Below are 17989 nucleotides of genomic sequence, written 5' to 3'. Positions count from 1 at the left end.
CACCGGCACACGAAAGGCACCAGGCTCCGGCTCCGCGTACCTCGACGGTGCCGGCCACCGGGCGGGGTCCCGGCGGCACGAGCCGAACACGTGCGCGTATCGGGGCATTCCGGCTCACCGCCGGGAGGGGCGGGCTCACGGTTGCGGGTCAGCGCCGGATTCGCACCGGCTTTCCCCCGTACGGGCATGATGACGACCCGCTCACTCTACCGGCGGGCCACAACGGCGCACGCGGCGACTCACGTCCCGCCCGGGCCCCGGCGCCGCCCGGCGGGGAGTGAATGTGCGGCGAAGGATCGGCGCGCACCGCCCGTCGCTGCGCCGTTCGGACCGTATCCACGTGCAAAGATCTGCCCCTGATCACGAGGGCACGGGGCCCGCGTGCACGCAGGATGGGACGTTTCGTGCGCAAGGCGATTGGGGTGTCCGCCGCTCCGGCGGGCCCGAAGGCGTGGGGAAGGGCGGCCGCGGCCGCCGGTGTGGTGCTGCTGGTCGCCGGCTGCGGCGGCGGGGGCACCGAGAAGGAGACGGGCGCCGTGAAGCCCTCGACGGGCGCGAGCGCCCCGGCGGGTGCGGGTGCGGGCGCCGAGGCGGACGCCGCCCTGGACGCGGCGGCGGTGACCCGGGAGATCCAGGCGGCGGCCACCGGGGCGGGCTTCACGCAGAAGCCCTCCAAGGACGACGTCCCGGCCGGGCTGCGGCCGTGCATGGTGTCCTGGCAGGCCGACGGCGAGAAGGCCACCGACTCCCGGAAGTCCTTCGACACCACCGTGGCGGCGCTGGGCAAGGCGGGCTGGAAGCAGGCGCAGAGCTTCGACCAGAAGGGCTCGGTCATCATGTCGCTCGACAAGAGCGGCTGGACGCTGAAGGCCAGCCACCACGGCCAGGCCGGCACCTTCGTGATCGTCTCCTTCATCGCCACCGACAACGGCCCGAAGTGCGCCGCGCTCTTCAAGGAGGACCTGGAGAAGAGCAAGCAGCAGCAGTAGCGGCCCCCGGCCCGCCCGGTCCGTCCGCCCGGGGCGCGGGCCGTCCGGGGCGCGGGCCGTCCGCCCGGTCCGCCCCGGTCTCAGCCGGCGGGCCGGGCGTCCCCGCCCCCGGGCGGGGCCGGCGCGTCGATCAGCCGGCACACCGTCTCGATGTCGACCCGCACCTGCGCGATCGACGCCCGCCCGGACAGCCAGGTGATCAGCACCGAGTGCCAGGTGTGCTCGATCACCCGCACCGCCGAGAGCTGCTGCGGCGTGGGCCGCTCCAGCCCCGTGGCGTCCAGGATGATCGCGGTCGTCTGCCGCGAGACGGCGTCCACCTCGGGGCTCACGCCGCGGTCCGCGAACGTCAGCGCCCGCACCATCGCGTCGGCCAGGTGCGGGTCGCGCTGGAGGGCGCGGAAGGCGCGCATCAGCGTCTCGGCCACCCGCTCCGAGGCCAGCTCGCCGGCCGGCGGGTGCCTGCGCAGCGCCGTGTGCAGGCGGGCCAGCTGGTCCTGCATCACGGCCACCAGCAGGTGGATCTTGGAGGGGAAGTAGCGGTAGAGCGTCCCCAGGGCGACCCCGGCCGCCTCGGCGACCTCCCGCATCTGCACGGCGTCGAAGCCACCGCGTCCGGCGAGCTGGGCGCTGGCCTGGAGGATACGGCGGCGGCGCGCCTCCTGACGCTCGGTGAGCGGCGGCGACGCCGGCTGGACTTCCGCTGTCATGGGCCCCGTTTCCGTTGGCCGGCCCGGGCGTCCGCCGTGGTGCGAATCACCTGTTCCGGCCCTCGCACCGGCGCTACCTGCCGGTAGATTCATAGCCTCTCGCACGATCAAGTCTGAAACTTGTTCTAGATTATCGCGACCGGTTACGCTCCGGCGAAACGCAAGGCAGAAGGGGGCCGCGAGTGACCGCTGAGGCCATAGAGACGGGCCCCCGCGGCGGTGTCACCGCGAGTGACGGAGCCCCGCTGCGCATCGCGCTCCTCACGTACAAAGGGAACCCGTTCTGCGGCGGGCAGGGCGTCTACGTCCGCCACCTCTCGCGCGAACTGGCCCGCCTCGGCCACCACGTCGAGGTCATCGGCTCCCAGCCCTACCCCGTCCTCGACGAGGGCGTCCCCCTGACCGAGCTGGCCAGCCTCGACCTCTACCGCCAGCCCGACCCCTTCCGCACCCCGAAGCGCGGCGAGTACCGGGACTGGATCGACGCCCTCGAAGTGGCCACCATGTGGACCGGCGGCTTCCCCGAACCGCTCACCTTCTCGCTGCGCGCCCGCCGCCACCTGGCCGCCCGCCGCGGCGACTTCGACGTCGTCCACGACAACCAGACCCTCGGCTACGGCCTCCTCGGCGGCCCCCGCGCCCTCGGCGCCCCCCTGGTCACCACCATCCACCACCCCATCACGGTGGACCGGCGGCTGGAGCTGGACGCCGCCCCCGACTGGAAGCGCCGCGCCTCGGTGCGCCGCTGGTACGCCTTCACCCGCATGCAGAAGCGCGTCGCCCGCCGCCTGCCCTCCGTCCTCACCGTCTCCGGCACCTCCCGCGACGAGATCACCGAGCACCTCGGGGTGCGCCCGGACCGCATCCGCGTCGTCCACATCGGCGCCGACACCTCGCTGTGGTCGCCCGACCCGGCCGTCCCCGAGGTCCCCGGCCGCATCGTCACCACCTCCAGCGCCGACGTCCCGCTCAAGGGCCTGGTCCACCTCGTCGAGGCGCTCGCCAAGCTGCGCACCGAGCACCAGGACGCCCACCTCGTCGTCGTCGGCAGGCGCGCCGAGGACGGCCCCGTCGCCCAGGCCATCGAGCGGTACGGGCTCGACGGCGCCGTCCGGTTCGTCAAGGGCGTCTCCGACGCCGAGCTGGTCGACCTCCACCGCGGCGCCCAAGTGGCCTGCGTGCCCTCGCTGTACGAGGGGTTCTCGCTGCCCGCCGCCGAGGCGATGGCGACCGGCACGCCGCTGGTCGCCACCACGGGCGGCGCCATCCCCGAGGTCGCCGGCGCCGACGGCGAGACCTGCCTCGCCGTGCCCCCGGGCGACCCGGGCGCCCTCGCCGGCGCCCTCGGCCGGCTGCTCGGCGACCCCGCGCTGCGCGCCCGCCTCGGCGCGGCGGGCCGCGCCCGGGTGCTGGACCGGTTCACCTGGGCCCGCGCGGCCCAGGGCACGGCGGAGCTGTACCGCGAGGCCGTCGCGGCACGCGGAGCGCGCCGATGACCTCCCCCACCGCACACCCCACTCCGGACCGTGAAAGCAGGCCGCACCCGTGCTGACCGTCGACTTCACCCGCTTCCCGCTCGCCCCCGGCGACCGCGTCCTCGACCTGGGCTGCGGCGCGGGACGGCACGCCTTCGAGTGCTACCGGCGCGGGGCCCAGGTCGTCGCCCTCGACCGGAACGGCGAGGAGATCCGCGAGGTCGCCACGTGGTTCGCCGCCATGAAGGAGGCCGGTGAGGCGCCCGCCGGCGCCACCGCCACCGCCATGGAGGGCGACGCGCTCAACCTGCCCTTCCCCGACGCCTCCTTCGACGTCGTGATCATCTCCGAGGTGATGGAGCACATCCCGGACGACAAGGGCGTCCTCGCCGAGATGGTCCGCGTCCTCAAGCCCGGCGGGCGCATCGCGGTCACCGTGCCCCGCTACGGCCCGGAGAAGGTCTGCTGGGCGCTCTCCGACGCGTACCACGAGGTCGAGGGCGGCCACATCCGCATCTACAAGGCGGACGAACTGCTCGGGCGCATCCGCGAGGCGGGGCTGAAGCCGTACGGCAGCCACCACGCGCACGCGCTGCACTCGCCGTACTGGTGGCTCAAGTGCGCCTTCGGCGTGGACAACGACAAGGCGCTGCCGGTCCGCGCGTACCACAAGCTGCTCGTCTGGGACATCATGAAGAAGCCGCTGGCCACCCGCCTCGCCGAGCAGGCCCTCAACCCGGTGATGGGCAAGAGCTTCGTGGTGTACGCGACCAAGCCCCACCTGCCCGCGACGGCCGCCCGGTGACCTCCCCCGAACGCACCGAGCACCTCGCCCTGCCCGGCGTCTTCACCGCCGCCGAGGCCGCCGAGACCGTGGCCGCGCTCCTCGCCGTCCAGCGCGAGGACGGGGCCATCCCGTGGTTCCGCGGCCACCACCTCGACCCCTGGGACCACACCGAGGCCGCCATGGCCCTCGACACGGCCGGCGAGCACGAGGCGGCGGCCCGCGCCTACGCCTGGCTCGCCCGCCACCAGAACGACGACGGCTCCTGGTACGCCGCCTACCACGACGGCGACCACACCCGGGTCACCGACCGCGGCCGGGAGAGCAACTTCTGCGCGTACGTCGCCGTCGGCGTCTGGCACCACTACCTCTCCACCGGCGACGACACCTTCCTCGACCGGATGTGGCCCGTGGTCTACGCCGCCGTCGAGTTCGTGCTCCGCCTCCAGCAGCCCGGCGGCCAGATCGGCTGGAAGCGGGAGCCGGACGGCACCCCTGTCCCCGACGCGCTGCTCACCGGCTCCTCGTCCGTCCACCACGCGCTGCGCTGCGCCCTCGCCGTCGCCGAGGAGCGCGAGGAGCCCCAGCCCGACTGGGAGCTGGCCGCCGGTGCGCTCGGCCACGCCATCCGCAGTCACCCGGAACGCTTCCTCGACAAGAGCCGCTACTCGATGGACTGGTACTACCCGGTCCTCGGCGGCGCGGTCACCGGCGCCCAGGCCAAGGAGCGCATCGAGAGCGCCTGGGACGACTTCGTGGTCCCCGGCCTCGGCGTGCGCTGCGTCCTGCCCAACCCCTGGGTCACCGGCGGCGAGAGCTGCGAACTGGCCCTGACCCTGTGGGCGATGGGGGAGTCCGACCGGGCGCTGGAGATCCTCCAGTCCATCGGCCACCTGCGCGCCCCCGGCGGCCTGTACTGGACGGGGTACGTCTTCGAGGGCGACAACCCGGCCGTCTGGCCCGAGGAGCTGACCACCTGGACGGCCGGTTCCCTGCTGCTGGCGGTGGCCGCGCTCGGCGGCGACGAGGCCACCACGGCCGTCTTCGGCGGCGAGCGGCTGCCCCTGGGGCTGGACCCGGACTGCTGCCGCTGACCGCCGCCGTGCCCGGCCGGCGCCCCGCCCGGGTTTGACCGAATTCGTACGCAACCATCCGGCTCCCCCGGCCGTCCCACACGGTAAACGGCCCAGCGGCAGGGGAGAACCATGAAACGACGACGCACCACGGCACTGGCGGCGGTCCTGCTCACCGGCGCCGGTCTCGGCCTGCTGACCGCACCGGGCGCCCAGGCGGCACCCGCGGCCGCGGCCTGCCCCACCGGCTGGGGCAGCGTCCAGAAGACCGCGACGGCCGCCGCCACCGCGTCCCTGACGGACGTGCGGACCGGCCGCCACGACTGCTTCGACCGGATGGTCCTGCACGTCCCCGGCGCCGGCGGCGGGACGCTCGGCCACCAGGTCCGCTATGTCGACCGGGTCCACCAGGACGGCTCGGGGCGCCATGTCCCCGTCGCCGGGGGAGCGGTGCTGGAGATCCGCGTCGCCGCGCCCTCCTACGACCCGGAGACCGGCCGCGCCACCTACCGCGGCACGGTCGCCCGGCCGCTGCCGGGTGTCGACCTCGCGGGGTACCGGACCTTCCGGGACACCCGCTTCGTCGGCAGCTTCGAGGGTGACACCCAGATCGGCCTCGGCGTCCGCGCCCGACTGCCCTTCCGGGTCCTCCAGCTCCCCGGCCGGCTCGTCGTGGACGTCGCCCACGACTGGGGCGCGGCGGCCCGGTAGCGGCTCGGCGGCGGGCTAGTGGCGGCGGAGGCGGCCGGCGAGGGCGTGGCCGACCAGCAGGTAGACCACCGCCGCCAGGCCGTAGCCGAAGACCACGCGCAGCCAGCCCTCGTCGAAGGTGAACAGGTCGTGCGACCAGCCGGCCAGCAGGGCGGCGGTCTCCTGCACGAACTGCACCAGGTCGTTGGCCCGGTTGGCGTCGAAGAGGTACATCAGGATCCACAGGCCGATGATGGCGGCCATGACATCGGCGACGACCGCTATGGCGGTCGCCGCCTGGGAGCTTCCGTTCCGTCGGCGGGGAGACATGCACGACGGGTTGCCGCTGCGGCCCGCCCGAAACCCTGCCGCCCGGCCGGTTCTTCGGGCCGGGGTACGCCAACGGCCCCCCGCCCGCGAGGGCGAGGGGCCGCCGGACCGGCGCGCGGGCGTCAGCCGCGCTGGATGCCGGTGGTGTCCTGGAGCACGCCGCGGCGGCCGTCCTGGGTCTGGGCGACCAGGCTCTGGCCGCGCTGCTCGACCGCCAGGTACCAGGTGCCCGGCGCCAGTTCGGCGATCGGCGTCGGGGCGCCGTCCTCGCCGTACAGCGGGCGGGCCACCGGGACCGCGAACCAGAACGGCGAGAAGTCCCCGGCCGGCGCCGGGGCCTGACCGCCCTGCGACGGCTGCGACGGCTGCGCGGGCTGGGACGGCTGCGCCGCGGCCTGGGCGCCCGGGCCCGGCTGGCCGGCGCCCGTCGGCTGCGGCTGGCCCGGGTAGCCGTAACCACCCTGCGGCTGGCCGCCGTACGGGGGCTGCTGGGCGCCGGGGTAGCCGTAACCGCCCTGCGGCTGGCCGCCGTACGGCTGCGGCTGCTGCGGCCGGGGCGCGCCCATCAGCGGGGCCTTGAGCGCCGGGACGAGGGGCGCGGCGATCGCCGCGGCGGCCAGCACGATCGTGGCCAGCAGGCCGAGGATCATGCCCGCGCCCGCGTCCGGCTCCCAGTCGATGATCGTCCAGAAGGCGGTCCACACCGCGAAGATGCAGAACGCCACACCGAACTGGCCGAGGTCGATGCCCGCGACCTTGCGGCCGGGCATCGAGCGCCCGACCACGATCAGCGCCGCCCCGATGACACCGGAGAGGAACATGCTCATCAGCAGGCCCAGGGAGTCCCAGGCGTTGGCCGTGTCGTAGTTCGAGCAGTCGATGCCCGAGGGGCAGTCGACGCCGGGGGTAAGGCCGAGGAACGAGGCGATGAACAGCACCACCGCTGCTCCGATCACCACGCCATCGCCTCGAGTGAGGGAGCGGATGTTCACGTGTAAGAGTCCTTCTCGGTTCGTCTCGTCGGGGTGGCGCGGTGCACGGGGGTGGCCGGCCCCATCGTACGGATGTGGTACGGATCCGGACCCGGGTCGGGCGCGGACCCCCGGCAGGCTACCGCCCGCCGGACCTAGGAGCGCAGGTAGGTACGGAGGCCGGCCGCCATCCCCCCGGCCGCTTTCTGCCGCCATGCCGCGTCTGTCAGCAATGCGGCGTCCTTCGGATCACGCATGTTGCCGCATTCGACGAACACTTTGGGCACGGTCGACAGATTCAGTCCGCCGAGATCCCCGCGGACGTCCAGCCCGGAGCCGCCGCCGAGGTAGTTGGCCGGCGCGGTGCCCGTCGCCGCCGCGAACTCCCGGGCGATGTGCTGCCCGAGGGCCCGCGACGGACCGGTGATGGCCGCGGTGTCGGCGGCCCCGTCCTCGACCCGGGCGGGCAGGATCACATGGAAGCCCCGGTTCCCGGTGCCCGACCCGTCGGCGTGCACGGACACCACGGCGTCGGCCTTCGCGGCGTTCCCGATCCGGGCCCGCTCGTCGATGCACGGGCCGAAGGGCCGGTCCGCGTCATGGGTGAGGACCACCGTCGCGCCCAGCTTCCGGAGCAGGGTGCGAAGACGGTGTGAAACATCCAGGGTGAATGCGGCTTCCGTGTAACCGGAGTTGGTGGAGGTGCCGGTGGTGTCGCATTCCTTGCGCTTCGTCCCGATGTCCACCTGGCGGGCGATCTCCCGTGCGTGGGAGAAGTTCCCCGGGTTGTGACCGGGGTCGATCACCACGGTCTTCCCGGCCAGCGGCGCGGACGGGTCTCCCCCCGAGGGCGCCGGGCGGGCGGAGGGGGCGGAGGACGCGGCGGGCCCCGGCGCGGGCGCCGTGCGCGCCGGTTCGGCCGCGCCGCTCGTGCTGTGCCACGCCAGCCACCCGCCCGTCACGGCGAGCAGGGCGGCGGCGGCCACCAGGACGGGCACCGGGCGGCGGCGGGGGGCGGTGGTGTCGTCGTCGTGCACGGCCCGATGCTATGCGCCGGCCGCCCCCGCGGGCGGCACACCGGCCGGAGCGGGACACCCGGCCGGGGCGGCACACCGGCCGGGGCGCGGGGGTGCCGTCAGACGCCCGGGCCCGTACGGCGCAGCACCCGCAGCGAGTCCGTCGCCGACACCTCGGTGAAGGCGCCCGACTCCAGGGCGCGCCGGTAGATCCGGTACGGGGCCTGGCCGCCGTCCGCCGGGTCGGGGAACACGTCGTGCACCACCAGCAGCCCGCCCCCGGCCAGCCGTGGCGCCCACCCCTCGTAGTCCGCCGTGGCGTGCTCGTCGGTGTGCCCGCCGTCGATGAACACCAGCCCCACCTCGCCCGCCCACACCCGCGCGACCTGCGGCGAGCGGCCGACGACCGCCACCACGTGCTCCTCCAGCCCGGCGGCGTACAGGGTGCGGCGGAACGCCGGCAGCGTGTCCATCAGCCCCACCTCCGGGTCCACCACCGACGGGTCGTGGTACTCCCAGCCCGGCTGCTGCTCCTCGCTGCCCCGGTGGTGGTCGACCGTCACCGCCACCGTCCCGGCGGCGCGCGCCGCGTCGGCGAGCAGGATCGTGGAACGCCCGCAGTAGGTGCCGACCTCCAGCAGCGGCAGCCCCAGGAGGGCGGCCTCGGTGGCCGCCGCGTACAGCGCCAGGCCCTCGTGGACCGGCATGAACCCCTTGGCCGCCTCGAAGGCGGCCAGCGTCGCGGGCTCGGGCACGGGCGCGGTGGGCACGGCCATGGGGTTCTCCTGAACGGTCGGTGCGGGCGCGGCCCATGGGCCTACCGGGCGGTCACATCGTGGGGTCACATCGTAGGCGCCGGGTCCACCGGCCCGGCGCCCGGGACTTCCGGCGTAGGCCGGGTGCACGCCGGCATGGGTCCATGGACGCATGTACCGCACACCGGGTTCCTGCGACGATGGCACGCATGCCCCAGCCCCACACCGAGTCCGCCCCTGCCGCCACCGCCGGCCGCACCCGCCCCGCCGCCCGCACCTGGGTGGTGATCCTCGCCGCCTGCGCCGGCCAGTTCCTGGTCGTGCTGGACGTCTCCGTGGTGAACGTCGCCCTGCCGTCGATGCGCGCCGACCTCGGGCTGTCCTCGCTGGGCCTCCAATGGGTGCTCAACGCCTACTCGATCGCCTTCGCCGGCTTCATGCTGCTCGGCGGGCGGGCCGCGGACCTCTTCGGCCGCAAGCGGATGTTCCTGGCCGGCCTCGGGCTGTTCACCGCCGCCTCCGTCGCGGGCGGGCTCGCCACCGAGGGCTGGCAGCTCCTCGCCGCCCGCGCCGTCCAGGGCCTCGGCGCGGCGGTCCTCGCGCCCGCGACGCTCACCATCGTGACCGGCGCGGTGCCGCCGGGGCCCGCCCGGACCCGGGCGATCGCCACCTGGTCCGCGGTCGGCGCGGGCGGCGGCGCGGCCGGCGGCCTGGTCGGCGGCCTCCTCACCGACCTGCTGTCCTGGCGCTGGGTGCTGCTGATCAACGTCCCGGTCGGCGTCCTGGTGATGGCCGGCGCCGCGCTGTGGATCACCGAGAGCCGCGCGGAGGGCGGCCGGCGGCTCGACCTGCCCGGCGCGGTCCTCGCCACCGGCGGCCTGGGAGCCGTGGCGTACGGGATCGTGCAGACCGAGGAGACCGGCTGGGGCGCCCCCGACACCCTGCTCCCGCTCCTCGGCGGCGCCGCGCTGCTGGCCGCCTTCGTGGCCGTGGAGGCCCGCACCGCCGCGCCCCTGATGCCGCTGAAGGTCTTCCGCTCACGGGCCGTGACGGCGGCCAACGCCTCGATGCTGGTGAACGGCTCCGCCTCGTTCGCCATGTGGTTCTTCATGACCGTGTACGCGCAGGGCGTCCTCGGCTACAGCCCCCTGGAGGCCGGGGTCGCCCTCGTCCCCAGCTCGATCAGCGTGATCGTCGGCTCCAAGCTGGCGCCCCGGCTGATGCGGACGACCGGCGCGCGCAACCTCGCGGTGCTCGGCACCCTGATCGGCGCCACCGGCTTCGCCTGGCAGTCCCAGATGGACGCGCACGGCGCGTACGCCACCACCATCCTCGGCCCCGGCATCCTGATGATGCTGGGCATGGGGCTCGCCATAACGCCGCTCGCCTCCCTGGCCACCTCGGGCGCCGCCCCCGGGGACGCCGGTCTGGTGTCCGGGCTGGTCAACACCTCCCGCACCATGGGCGGCGCGCTGGGCCTGGCCGTGCTGTCCACGGTCGCCGCCGCCCGCACCGGCGGCGGTACCGGGCCGGAGGCGCTGACCGCCGGCTACGCGCTGGCGTTCCGCACGGGTGCGGGCGTCCTGCTCGCCGGGGCCGTCCTGATGCTGCTGTGGCTGCCCCGCCGCACCGAGCCGTGATGCGTCCGTAGTGCCAGGACTCTCCCGGCCGGGCCCGGCTGCCGCCATACTGGCAAACGATGACGAACCGATCCGCGCCCCGGCGCCACCTGCCCACCAGTCCCTTCAAAGCTCCCGTCGCCGCCCCGGTCAAGCACTTCGCGGTGGGCGACCGGGTCTCCCACGACCGGCACGGCCTCGGCACGGTCATCGCCGTCGAGGGCCAGATCGCCACGCTCGTCGACTTCGGCTCCCAGGAGACCCGTGTCGTCAGCCCGTACACCGGCATGGACAAGCTCTGACACAAGCCGGAGGGGCCGTCCCGGGGATCTCCCCGGGACGGCCCCTCCGTGCTGTCGCCCCGTCAGGCCGCTTCGCTGTGCGGTTCCTTCCGGTGCCGGCCGTGCGGCTCCGTGGACAGGTCCTCCGCCGGTGCCGCACCCCCTCGGTGCTTTCCGGCGCCACCGGCGTCCCCCCGCGGTCGCCCGTGGGTCGTGTCGGTGCTGGCTTCAGACATGTGGGAGTTCACCCCGTAGTGATCGCTGACGATGTTGCGGCCCGGAGTCTAACCAGGGGCCGTGCGGCCGGTGAGCGGTGCCTGCTGCAACGGCACCGGCCTGCACACACCAGGAGTCGCGGCGGGCACGGGCGGTTCCCCGGGGGCCGGTTCCGGTTGTGGTGATCGTGTGTGCCCGGAGGGCGGTACGGGACCGGCGCCGCCCGCCGTCCCCGCTGCCCCGCCGCCGGGGCCCGCCGCCTCCGCCCGCACCGCCGCCGTCCCGCCCCCGGGGCCCGCCGCCTCCGCCCGTACCACGGCCGTCCCGCCGCCGGGGCCCTCCGCCCGTACCGCGGCCGTCCCGCCGCCTTGGCCCTCCGCCCGTACCGCCGCCGCCGCTTCCACGCGCGCCGCCTCCACCCGGGCCAGGCCGCACGGCACCGCCCTCGTCGCGTACGGCAGCCGCAGCACCCCCTCCCTGCTCCACGCCCCCGCCCCCGCCAGCCACCCCTGCGGCGCGGCGAGCTGGTGCAGTCTCCGCCCCGCCGGCCGCCACAGCCCCACCCAGCTCCCCGCCGCCCCGTCGATCCGCAGCGCCACCGCGGACGCCTCCGGGGTCAGGCTCTGCCCCGGCTGTATCGCGAACGGCGTCACCGCCGCGTCGCCCAGTCGCAGGCACTCCGGGAAGCGCACCGGCAGCGTGCTGCCCAGCACCCCCCAGCCCAGCCGGTGGTGGCCCGGCGACGGCGCGTCCGACCGGATCAGCAGCAGCCCGCTGTCCGGATCCGCCAGCAGCACCCGGTCGTCACTGTCCTCGGTGATCTGGAGCAGCGGCGTCACCTCGCCGCCCCGCCCCAGGTCGACGGCGACCGACTTCACCGGACCGCCCCCGGCCTCCCGCCGGTCCACCACGAGCATCCGCCCCGACCGGTCCAGCCACGCGCCGCCCGTGCAGTGCCCCCCGACCTCCGCGACGCGCTCGGGCCCGCCCGACGCCCCGCCCGCCACCAGCCAGATCCCCGTCGAGCGCTCCCCGGCCACCAGCGCGTAGGCCCGCGCCCCGTCCGGCGACGGCGGCAGCAGCCTCAGCTCCGCCGACCCGACCGCGCCGAGCGGCAGCTCCCCGGTGCGCGGCCCCGACGGGTACAGCAGCGAGAACACCCAGCGCCCGTCCGTCCGGCGCCCGATCAGCACCCGCCCGTCCACCAGCGGGAGCAGCTGCGCGTGCGGATCCTCGGGCTGGGCGGCGGGCAGCGGCACCGCGTAGGGCTCGGGCCCGTCGAGCGTCCACCGCTCCGGGTACAGCGCCTCGCCCTCACCCGCCAGCCGCGCCGCGTAGGCACCGTCGGCCGCGATCGTGAAACCCGCACGCGACACCGCGCCGCGGTCCTCCGCGGCGGTCTCGATGGCACAGGCTGTCATCGATTCGTCACCTCCGGCGACAGAAGCTAGTTTTCGCACTCCCTGCCGAACAACGAGAGCTTCCGCGCTTCACCTATAAGCGTGGCGATGTCCCGATTCGCCTCTCCCGGCACGCGCGCGTGTGCTGCCGCCCCGCGCCACCGCGCGGGGGAGGGGGGGCGGCCCCGGCGCGGGTACGGGGGCGAGGGCGGGCCAGGTAGCCTTTCCCCCGTGCCCCGTCTGTCTGAAGTCATCGCCGAGCTCGACGCCCTCTGGCCCCCCGAGCGGGCCGAGCAGTGGGACGCGGTCGGCACCGTCTGCGGCGATCCCGACGCCGAGGTCACCCGGGTCCTGTTCGCCGTCGACCCGGTGCGGGAGATCGCCGACGAGGCGGTCGCGCTGGGCGCCGACCTGATCGTCACCCACCACCCGCTCTACCTGCGGGGGACGACGACGGTCGCGGCCGGGCACTTCAAGGGCCGGGTCGTGCACACACTGATCAAGAACGACATCGCGCTGCACGTGGCGCACACCAATGCCGACACCGCCGACCCCGGCGTGTCCGACGCCCTCGCCGGCGCCCTCGATCTGCGCGTCACCGGCCCGCTCGTCCCCGAGACCGGCCTCGGCCGGATCTGCCAGGTCGACCCGCCGGAGACCCTCCGGGACTTCGCCGCCCGCGCCGCGAAGCGGCTGCCCGCCACCGCGCAGGGCATCCGCGTCGCCGGCGACCCCGACGCGACCGTGCGCACCGTCGCCGTGAGCGGCGGCTCCGGCGACAGCCTCTTCGACGCGGTCCGCGCCGCCGGCGTGGACGCCTTCCTCACCGCCGACCTGCGCCACCACCCCGTGTCCGAGGCCACCCAGCACACCGGCCTGGGGCTGGTCGACGCCGCCCACTGGGCCACCGAGTGGCCCTGGTGCGAGCTGGCCGCCGCGCAGCTCGACGAGATTTCCGACCGTCACGGCTGGGGCCTGCGGGTCCACGTCTCGAAGACGGTCACCGACCCGTGGTCCCACCACTCTTCTTCTGGAGCCCCCAACTGAACGCCGCGCCCGCCGACCAGATCCGCCTCCTCGACGTCCAGGCCCTCGACGTACGCCTGTCGCAGCTGGCCCACAAGCGCAAGTCGCTGCCCGAGCACGCCGAGATCGAGTCGCTGAACAAGGACCTCTCCCAGCTGCGCGACCTGCTGGTCGCCGCGCAGACCGAGGAGAGCGACTGCGCCCGCGAGCAGACCAAGGCGGAGCAGGACGTCGACCAGGTGCGCCAGCGCGCCGTCCGCGACCAGCAGCGGCTGGACTCCGGGGCCGTCACCTCCCCGAAGGACCTGGAGAACCTCCAGAAGGAGATCGTCTCGCTGGCCAAGCGCCAGGGCGACCTGGAGGACGTCGTCCTGGAGGTCATGGAGCGCCGCGAGTCCGCCCAGGAGCGGGTCGCCGAGCTGACCGAGCGCGTCTCCGCCGTCCAGGCCAAGGTGGACGACGCGGTCGCGCGCCGGGACACCGCCACCCGGGAGCTGGACGGCGAGGCCGAGTCGGTCGCCAAGGAGCGCGGGCTGGTGGCCGGTTCCGTGCCCGGCGACCTGATGAAGCTGTACGAGAAGATCCGCGAGCAGCAGGGCGGCGTCGGCGCGGCGCGGCTGTACCAGCGCCGCTGCGAGGGCTGCCACATCGAGCTGAACATCACCGAGGTCAACGACGTCCGGGCGGCGGCGCCCGAGACGGTCGTCCGGTGCGAGAACTGCCGCCGGATCCTGGTGCGTACGGCCGAGTCGGGGCTGTAATGCCGGACCTGCGGGAACTGGTCGTCGAGGCCGACGGCGGCTCGCGGGGCAACCCGGGACCGGCGGGGTACGGGGCGGTCGTCCTGGACCCGGTGTCGGGGGAGCCGCTGGTGGAGACCGCCGAGTACATCGGGGTCGCCACCAACAACGTCGCCGAGTACAAGGGCCTGGTGGCGGGCCTGCGGGCGGCCCGGGAGCTGGCGCCCGACGCGACGGTCAGGGTCCGTATGGACTCCAAGCTGGTGGTTGAGCAGATGTCGGGGCGCTGGAAGATCAAGCACCCGGACATGAAGCCGCTGGCCGCCGAGGCGGCGCGGGTCTTCCCGCCGTCGCGGGTGACCTACGAGTGGATCCCGCGCGAGCGGAACAAGCACGCCGACCGGCTCGCCAACGAGGCGATGGACGCGGGCAAGCGGGGCGGCCAGTGGCAGCCCTCCGCCTCGGCGGCGGCCCTCGGCGCGGGCGGTGCGTCCGCCTCCGACGCGGACGCGGCCCGGGTGGTCGGGGACGCGGCGGCCGGCGCCGCCCGGGCCCGCGCCGCGCTCGCGGCCACCCGCCCGGACGACGCCCCCGGTGGCGGTACGGAGCGGTCGGCTCCTGACGCTCTTTCCGTGGCGGCCGGTACGGAGCTTTCGGCGGCGCCCGATGCCCTCGGTGCCCCGGGCGCCGCGGGCGGGGGCGACCCGCTCGCCGGGGTGGGCGCAGCCGCCGCCGAGAGCCGTGGAGCGGCCACCGCGCCGCCGGTCGGCTGGGCCGCCGCCGCGGACCTGGGCGCGCCCGCCACCTTCGTGCTGCTGCGGCACGGCGAGACCGCGCTCACCCCGGAGAAGCGTTTCTCGGGCAGCGGCGGCACCGACCCGGACCTCTCCCCGGTGGGCCGCCGGCAGGCCGAGGCGGTCGCGGCCGTCCTCGCGGCGCGCGGCACCGTCCAGGAGATCGTCTCCTCCCCGCTCGCCCGGTGCCGCCAGACCGCCGCCACCGTCGCCGCCCGCCTCGGGCTGGACGTGCGGATCGAGGACGCCCTGCGCGAGACCGACTTCGGCGCCTGGGAGGGCCTGACCTTCGCGGAGGTACGGGAGCGGTACCCGGACGAGCTGGACGCCTGGCTGGCCTCCCCGAAGGCCGCCCCCACCGGCGGCGAGTCCTTCGCGGCCGTGTCGCGCCGGGTCGCCGCCGCCCGCGACCGCCTCACCGCCCGCCACGCGGGCCGCACCGTGCTGCTGGTCACCCATGTCACGCCCATCAAGACCCTGGTCCGCCTGGCCCTGGGCGCCCCGCCGGAGTCCCTGTTCCGCATGGAGCTGTCGGCGGCCTCGCTCTCGGCGGTGGCCTACTACCGCGACGGCAACGCCTCGGTACGGCTGCTGAACGACACCGCGCACCTGCGGTGAACGCCGCCGGGGGGTGGCGGTTCACCGGGGACGCCGAGGAGTTCCACCGCCACGCGGGCGGGTACCTCGCGGCCGACCCGGCCCGTAGCACCGCGCTGCTGACGGTCGCCGACACCGTGCGGCGCCATGGAGCGGGGGCGCTCGGGGCCGGGAGCGCGGCCTTCGGCTGGTGGCGCGCCGACGGGGGCGGGCCCGTGGCGGGCGCCTTCGTCCGGACGCCGCCCCGCGCCCCGCTGCTGGGCCCCATGCCGGAGGAGGCCGCGGCGCGGCTCGCCGGCGCCCTGCGCGCGGCGTACACCGGTGACCTACCGGGCGTGCAGGGCGGCGAGGGGCCCGCGCGGGCGTTCGCCGAGGCGTGGACGGCGCGCGGCGGGACGTGGCGCGCCGCCCACCGCACCCGGCTGTTCCGCCTCGGCGACCTGACCCCGCCCGACCCCGCACCGCCCGGCGGGGCCCGCCGGGCCACCGCCGCCGACGTCCCGCTCGCCGCCGGGTGGATGCGGGCGTTCGCCGCCGACATCGGCGAGGACCCCACCGCCGACCGCACGCCCCAGGTCGCCCGGCGCGTCGCGGACGGGGTGCTGTACCTCTGGGAGGTGGCCGGCCGGGCGGTGTCCCTGGCGGCCCACTCCCCGCCCGTCGCCGGGCAGTCGCGCGTCAGCCCGGTCTACACACCGCCCGCCCTGCGGGGCCGGGGCTACGCCGGCGCGCTCACCGCCGCCGTCAGCCGCGCCGCCCTCGCCGCGGGCGCCGGCCAGGTGCTCCTCTTCGCCGACGTCGCCAACCCCACCAGCACGGCGCTCTACCAGCGCCTGGGCTACCGCCCGGTCGGTGACCACCTGGACGTGGAGTTCGGGTGACACCGGAGGAGGAGGCGAACGACGACGGGACCGCGGTGGAGGCCGCGCGGGGCCGGTCCTGCGCGCTGCTGTTCCTCGCGTACCTCGCCATCGCCGTCGCGGTGGCGTCGATCGCCGCCTCCGTCGTGGGCATCCGCCTCTTCACCTGGATGGTCGAGGCGATGACCCCCTGACCGCGCCGCGGCTCGTCAGGCCCGCAGGGCGGACGCCTCGCGGGCGAGGGACTCCACCCGGGTCCAGTCGCGGGCCGCGAGCGCGTCGGGCGGGAGCATCCAGGTGCCGCCGACGCAGCCGACGTTGGGCAGGGCCAGGTACGCCGGGGCGGACGCGGGGGTGATGCCGCCCGTCGGGCAGAAGCGGGCCCCGGGGAGCGGACCCGCGAGGCACTTCAGGTAGGCCGTGCCGCCCGCCGCCTGGGCGGGGAAGAACTTCATCTCGTACACCCCCCGCTCCAGCAGCGCCAGCACCTCCGAGGCCGTCGAGACGCCCGGCAGGTACGGCACGCCCGACGCGTCCAGCGCGTCCAGCAGCCCGCCCGTACAGCCGGGGCTGACCAGGAACCGCGCCCCGGCGTCCACCGCGTCCGCCGCGCCCCGCGCCGAGACGACCGTGCCCGCCCCCACGACGGCGCCCGGCACCTCCGCCGCGATCGCCCGGATCGCGTCCAGCGCGGCGGGCGTCCGTAGCGTCACCTCGATGGCCGGGAGCCCGCCCGCCACCAGCGCGCGGGCCAGCGGTACGGCGTCGGTGGCGTCCTCCAGGACGACCACGGGCAGGACGGGGGCATGGTCCAGCACGGACGGGGCGGCAGTCATGCGCCCATCCTGCCCGGGTGCAGCACCACCCGCAACGCACGTTGCGCATGATGCAACGGCGGTCAGTGGATCTCGTCCACCAGCACGTCCAGCTTCCCCGCCGCCGGCGTCTCCACCGCGTACCCCAGGTCCCGCAGCGCCTCCACCAGCTCCGCCGGCGACCCGGGCACCGCGCCCGCCTCCAGCAGGCTCCGTACGATCCGGCCCTTGGTCGCCTTGTTGAAGTGGCTGACCACCTTCCGCGTCGGCGCGTGCAGCACCCGCACCGTCGCCGTCCGCGCCGCGACCGGGCCCTTCGGCCGCCACGCCGTCGCGTACGCCGCCGACCGCAGGTCCAGCACCAGCCCGTCCCCGGCCACCTCGGGCAGCACGGCCGCCATCGGCGCACGCCAGTACGCGCCCAGCGCCCCCAGCCCCGGCAGCTTCACCCCCATCGAGCAGCGGTACGACGGAATGCGGTCGTCCACCCGCACCGCGCCCCACAGCCCGGAGAAGACCAGCAGCGACTCCCGCGCCCGCTCCCGGGCCGCCGCGTCCAGCGTCGCCAGCCCGAGCGCGTCGTAGAGGACACCCGTGTAGATCTCCCCGGCCGGCCGGGCGCCCGCCTCCCGCAGCCCCGCGTTCTTCGCCACCTCGCCGCGCAGGCCCTCGCTCAGCCCGAGGACCTCCCGTGCCTTCTCCTCGTCGCCGGAGCACAGCTCCACCAGCTCCTCCAGAACGGCCGCCCGCGCCGCCGCGAGACCGGGCAGCGACAGGGACCCCGGCTCCAGCGGCGCGCCGCTCCCCGACGCTGCCTTTCCTTCCGAGGGCGGCAACAGCACGAGCAC

General features: G+C 75.6%; 20 protein-coding genes and 1 riboswitch. Of the genes, 12 read left to right on the top strand and 8 right to left on the bottom strand.

The features are described 5' to 3' along the window. Positions 1-102: 102 nt before the first annotated feature. Positions 103-176, bottom strand: a riboswitch (cobalamin riboswitch). Positions 177-404: 228 nt separating this feature from the next. Next, entirely contained in the window at positions 405-989 is a 585-nt protein-coding gene (locus ACF08D_RS07905; protein WP_392221685.1) for a hypothetical protein, read from the top strand. Positions 990-1069: 80 nt separating this feature from the next. Here ACF08D_RS07905 and ACF08D_RS07900 read toward each other — a convergent pair whose 3' ends face one another. Then, a complete protein-coding gene (locus ACF08D_RS07900; protein ID WP_392221684.1) occupies positions 1070-1699 on the bottom strand; it encodes a TetR family transcriptional regulator in 630 nt (209 codons plus the stop codon). Positions 1700-1881: 182 nt separating this feature from the next. Here ACF08D_RS07900 and ACF08D_RS07895 point away from each other — a divergent pair, with 182 nt between their 5' ends. The 4 genes from ACF08D_RS07895 (at position 1882) to ACF08D_RS07880 (ending at position 5742) form a co-directional block, all read left to right on the top strand. Then, positions 1882-3195: a glycosyltransferase family 4 protein gene (locus ACF08D_RS07895; protein ID WP_392221683.1), complete on the top strand. Its 1314-nt coding sequence runs from the start codon at positions 1882-1884 to the stop codon at positions 3193-3195. A 49-nt stretch (positions 3196-3244) separates the two neighbouring features. Then, the gene (locus tag ACF08D_RS07890; RefSeq protein ID WP_392221682.1) at positions 3245-3979 is read left to right on the top strand and encodes a class I SAM-dependent methyltransferase; all 735 of its coding nucleotides are present in this window, start codon (positions 3245-3247) and stop codon (positions 3977-3979) included. Further along, the gene (locus ACF08D_RS07885; RefSeq protein WP_392221681.1) at positions 3976-5052 is read left to right on the top strand and encodes a prenyltransferase; all 1077 of its coding nucleotides are present in this window, start codon (positions 3976-3978) and stop codon (positions 5050-5052) included. Before ACF08D_RS07890 ends, ACF08D_RS07885 begins: the two co-directional genes overlap by 4 nt. Before the next feature lie 111 nt (positions 5053-5163). Then, positions 5164-5742 (top strand): hypothetical protein, encoded by a 579-nt coding sequence (locus ACF08D_RS07880; RefSeq protein ID WP_392221680.1) that lies wholly within the window; start codon positions 5164-5166, stop codon positions 5740-5742. A gap of 15 nt (positions 5743-5757) precedes the next feature. Here the strand turns inward: ACF08D_RS07880 and ACF08D_RS07875 are convergent, their stop codons facing one another. The 4 genes from ACF08D_RS07875 to ACF08D_RS07860 form a co-directional block, all read right to left on the bottom strand. Further along, the gene (locus ACF08D_RS07875; protein WP_392221679.1) at positions 5758-6051 is read right to left on the bottom strand and encodes a hypothetical protein; all 294 of its coding nucleotides are present in this window, start codon (positions 6049-6051) and stop codon (positions 5758-5760) included. Between the two features lie 122 nt (positions 6052-6173). Continuing rightward, entirely contained in the window at positions 6174-7043 is an 870-nt protein-coding gene (locus tag ACF08D_RS07870) for a hypothetical protein (RefSeq protein WP_392221678.1), read from the bottom strand. A 134-nt stretch (positions 7044-7177) separates the two neighbouring features. Next, entirely contained in the window at positions 7178-8059 is an 882-nt protein-coding gene (locus tag ACF08D_RS07865; RefSeq protein WP_392221677.1) for an N-acetylmuramoyl-L-alanine amidase, read from the bottom strand. A 98-nt stretch (positions 8060-8157) separates the two neighbouring features. After that, positions 8158-8814 (bottom strand): class I SAM-dependent methyltransferase, encoded by a 657-nt coding sequence (locus ACF08D_RS07860; protein WP_392221676.1) that lies wholly within the window; start codon positions 8812-8814, stop codon positions 8158-8160. Between the two features lie 188 nt (positions 8815-9002). On the opposite strand from ACF08D_RS07860, the gene ACF08D_RS07855 reads away from it, so the two are divergent. Both ACF08D_RS07855 and ACF08D_RS07850 read left to right on the top strand, forming a co-directional pair. Further along, complete coding sequence (locus tag ACF08D_RS07855) at positions 9003-10433, top strand: MFS transporter (protein WP_392221675.1); 1431 nt, start codon at positions 9003-9005, stop codon at positions 10431-10433. 59 nt (positions 10434-10492) lie between these two features. Next, positions 10493-10714, top strand: a complete 222-nt coding sequence (locus ACF08D_RS07850) for a hypothetical protein (protein ID WP_392221674.1) — start codon at positions 10493-10495, stop codon at positions 10712-10714. 263 nt (positions 10715-10977) lie between these two features. Here the strand turns inward: ACF08D_RS07850 and ACF08D_RS07845 are convergent, their stop codons facing one another. Further along, complete coding sequence (locus ACF08D_RS07845; RefSeq protein ID WP_392221673.1) at positions 10978-12330, bottom strand: hypothetical protein; 1353 nt, start codon at positions 12328-12330, stop codon at positions 10978-10980. 210 nt (positions 12331-12540) lie between these two features. On the opposite strand from ACF08D_RS07845, the gene ACF08D_RS07840 reads away from it, so the two are divergent. The 5 genes from ACF08D_RS07840 to ACF08D_RS07820 are packed head-to-tail and all read left to right on the top strand — an operon-like array spanning position 12541 to position 16520. Next, positions 12541-13356 carry a Nif3-like dinuclear metal center hexameric protein gene (locus ACF08D_RS07840; RefSeq protein WP_392221672.1) on the top strand — a complete coding sequence of 272 codons (816 nt, stop codon included), beginning with the start codon at positions 12541-12543 and terminating at the stop codon, positions 13354-13356. Further along, positions 13353-14096 (top strand): zinc ribbon domain-containing protein, encoded by a 744-nt coding sequence (locus tag ACF08D_RS07835; protein ID WP_392222336.1) that lies wholly within the window; start codon positions 13353-13355, stop codon positions 14094-14096. Before ACF08D_RS07840 ends, ACF08D_RS07835 begins: the two co-directional genes overlap by 4 nt. Positions 14097-14104: 8 nt before the next feature. Then, a complete protein-coding gene (locus ACF08D_RS07830; RefSeq protein ID WP_392222335.1) occupies positions 14105-15487 on the top strand; it encodes a bifunctional RNase H/acid phosphatase in 1383 nt (460 codons plus the stop codon). Next, entirely contained in the window at positions 15484-16347 is an 864-nt protein-coding gene (locus ACF08D_RS07825; RefSeq protein WP_392221671.1) for a GNAT family N-acetyltransferase, read from the top strand. The genes ACF08D_RS07830 and ACF08D_RS07825 overlap by 4 nt, the downstream gene beginning before the upstream one ends. Beyond that, positions 16344-16520, top strand: a complete 177-nt coding sequence (locus ACF08D_RS07820; protein WP_392221670.1) for a hypothetical protein — start codon at positions 16344-16346, stop codon at positions 16518-16520. Before ACF08D_RS07825 ends, ACF08D_RS07820 begins: the two co-directional genes overlap by 4 nt. 15 nt (positions 16521-16535) lie before the next feature. Here ACF08D_RS07820 and eda read toward each other — a convergent pair whose 3' ends face one another. Together eda and yaaA are read right to left on the bottom strand one after the other, a co-directional pair. Then, positions 16536-17162 carry a bifunctional 4-hydroxy-2-oxoglutarate aldolase/2-dehydro-3-deoxy-phosphogluconate aldolase gene (eda, locus tag ACF08D_RS07815; RefSeq protein WP_392221669.1) on the bottom strand — a complete coding sequence of 209 codons (627 nt, stop codon included), beginning with the start codon at positions 17160-17162 and terminating at the stop codon, positions 16536-16538. Positions 17163-17224: 62 nt separating this feature from the next. Next, complete coding sequence (yaaA, locus tag ACF08D_RS07810) at positions 17225-17989, bottom strand: peroxide stress protein YaaA (RefSeq protein ID WP_392221668.1); 765 nt, start codon at positions 17987-17989, stop codon at positions 17225-17227.

Source organism: Streptomyces sp. NPDC015131, assembly GCF_043079975.1.
In the GTDB taxonomy this organism is placed as follows: Bacteria; Actinomycetota; Actinomycetes; order Streptomycetales; family Streptomycetaceae; genus Streptomyces.
Note: the sequence above shows the minus strand (reverse complement) of the source record. Positions and strands in the feature narration are given on the sequence as shown.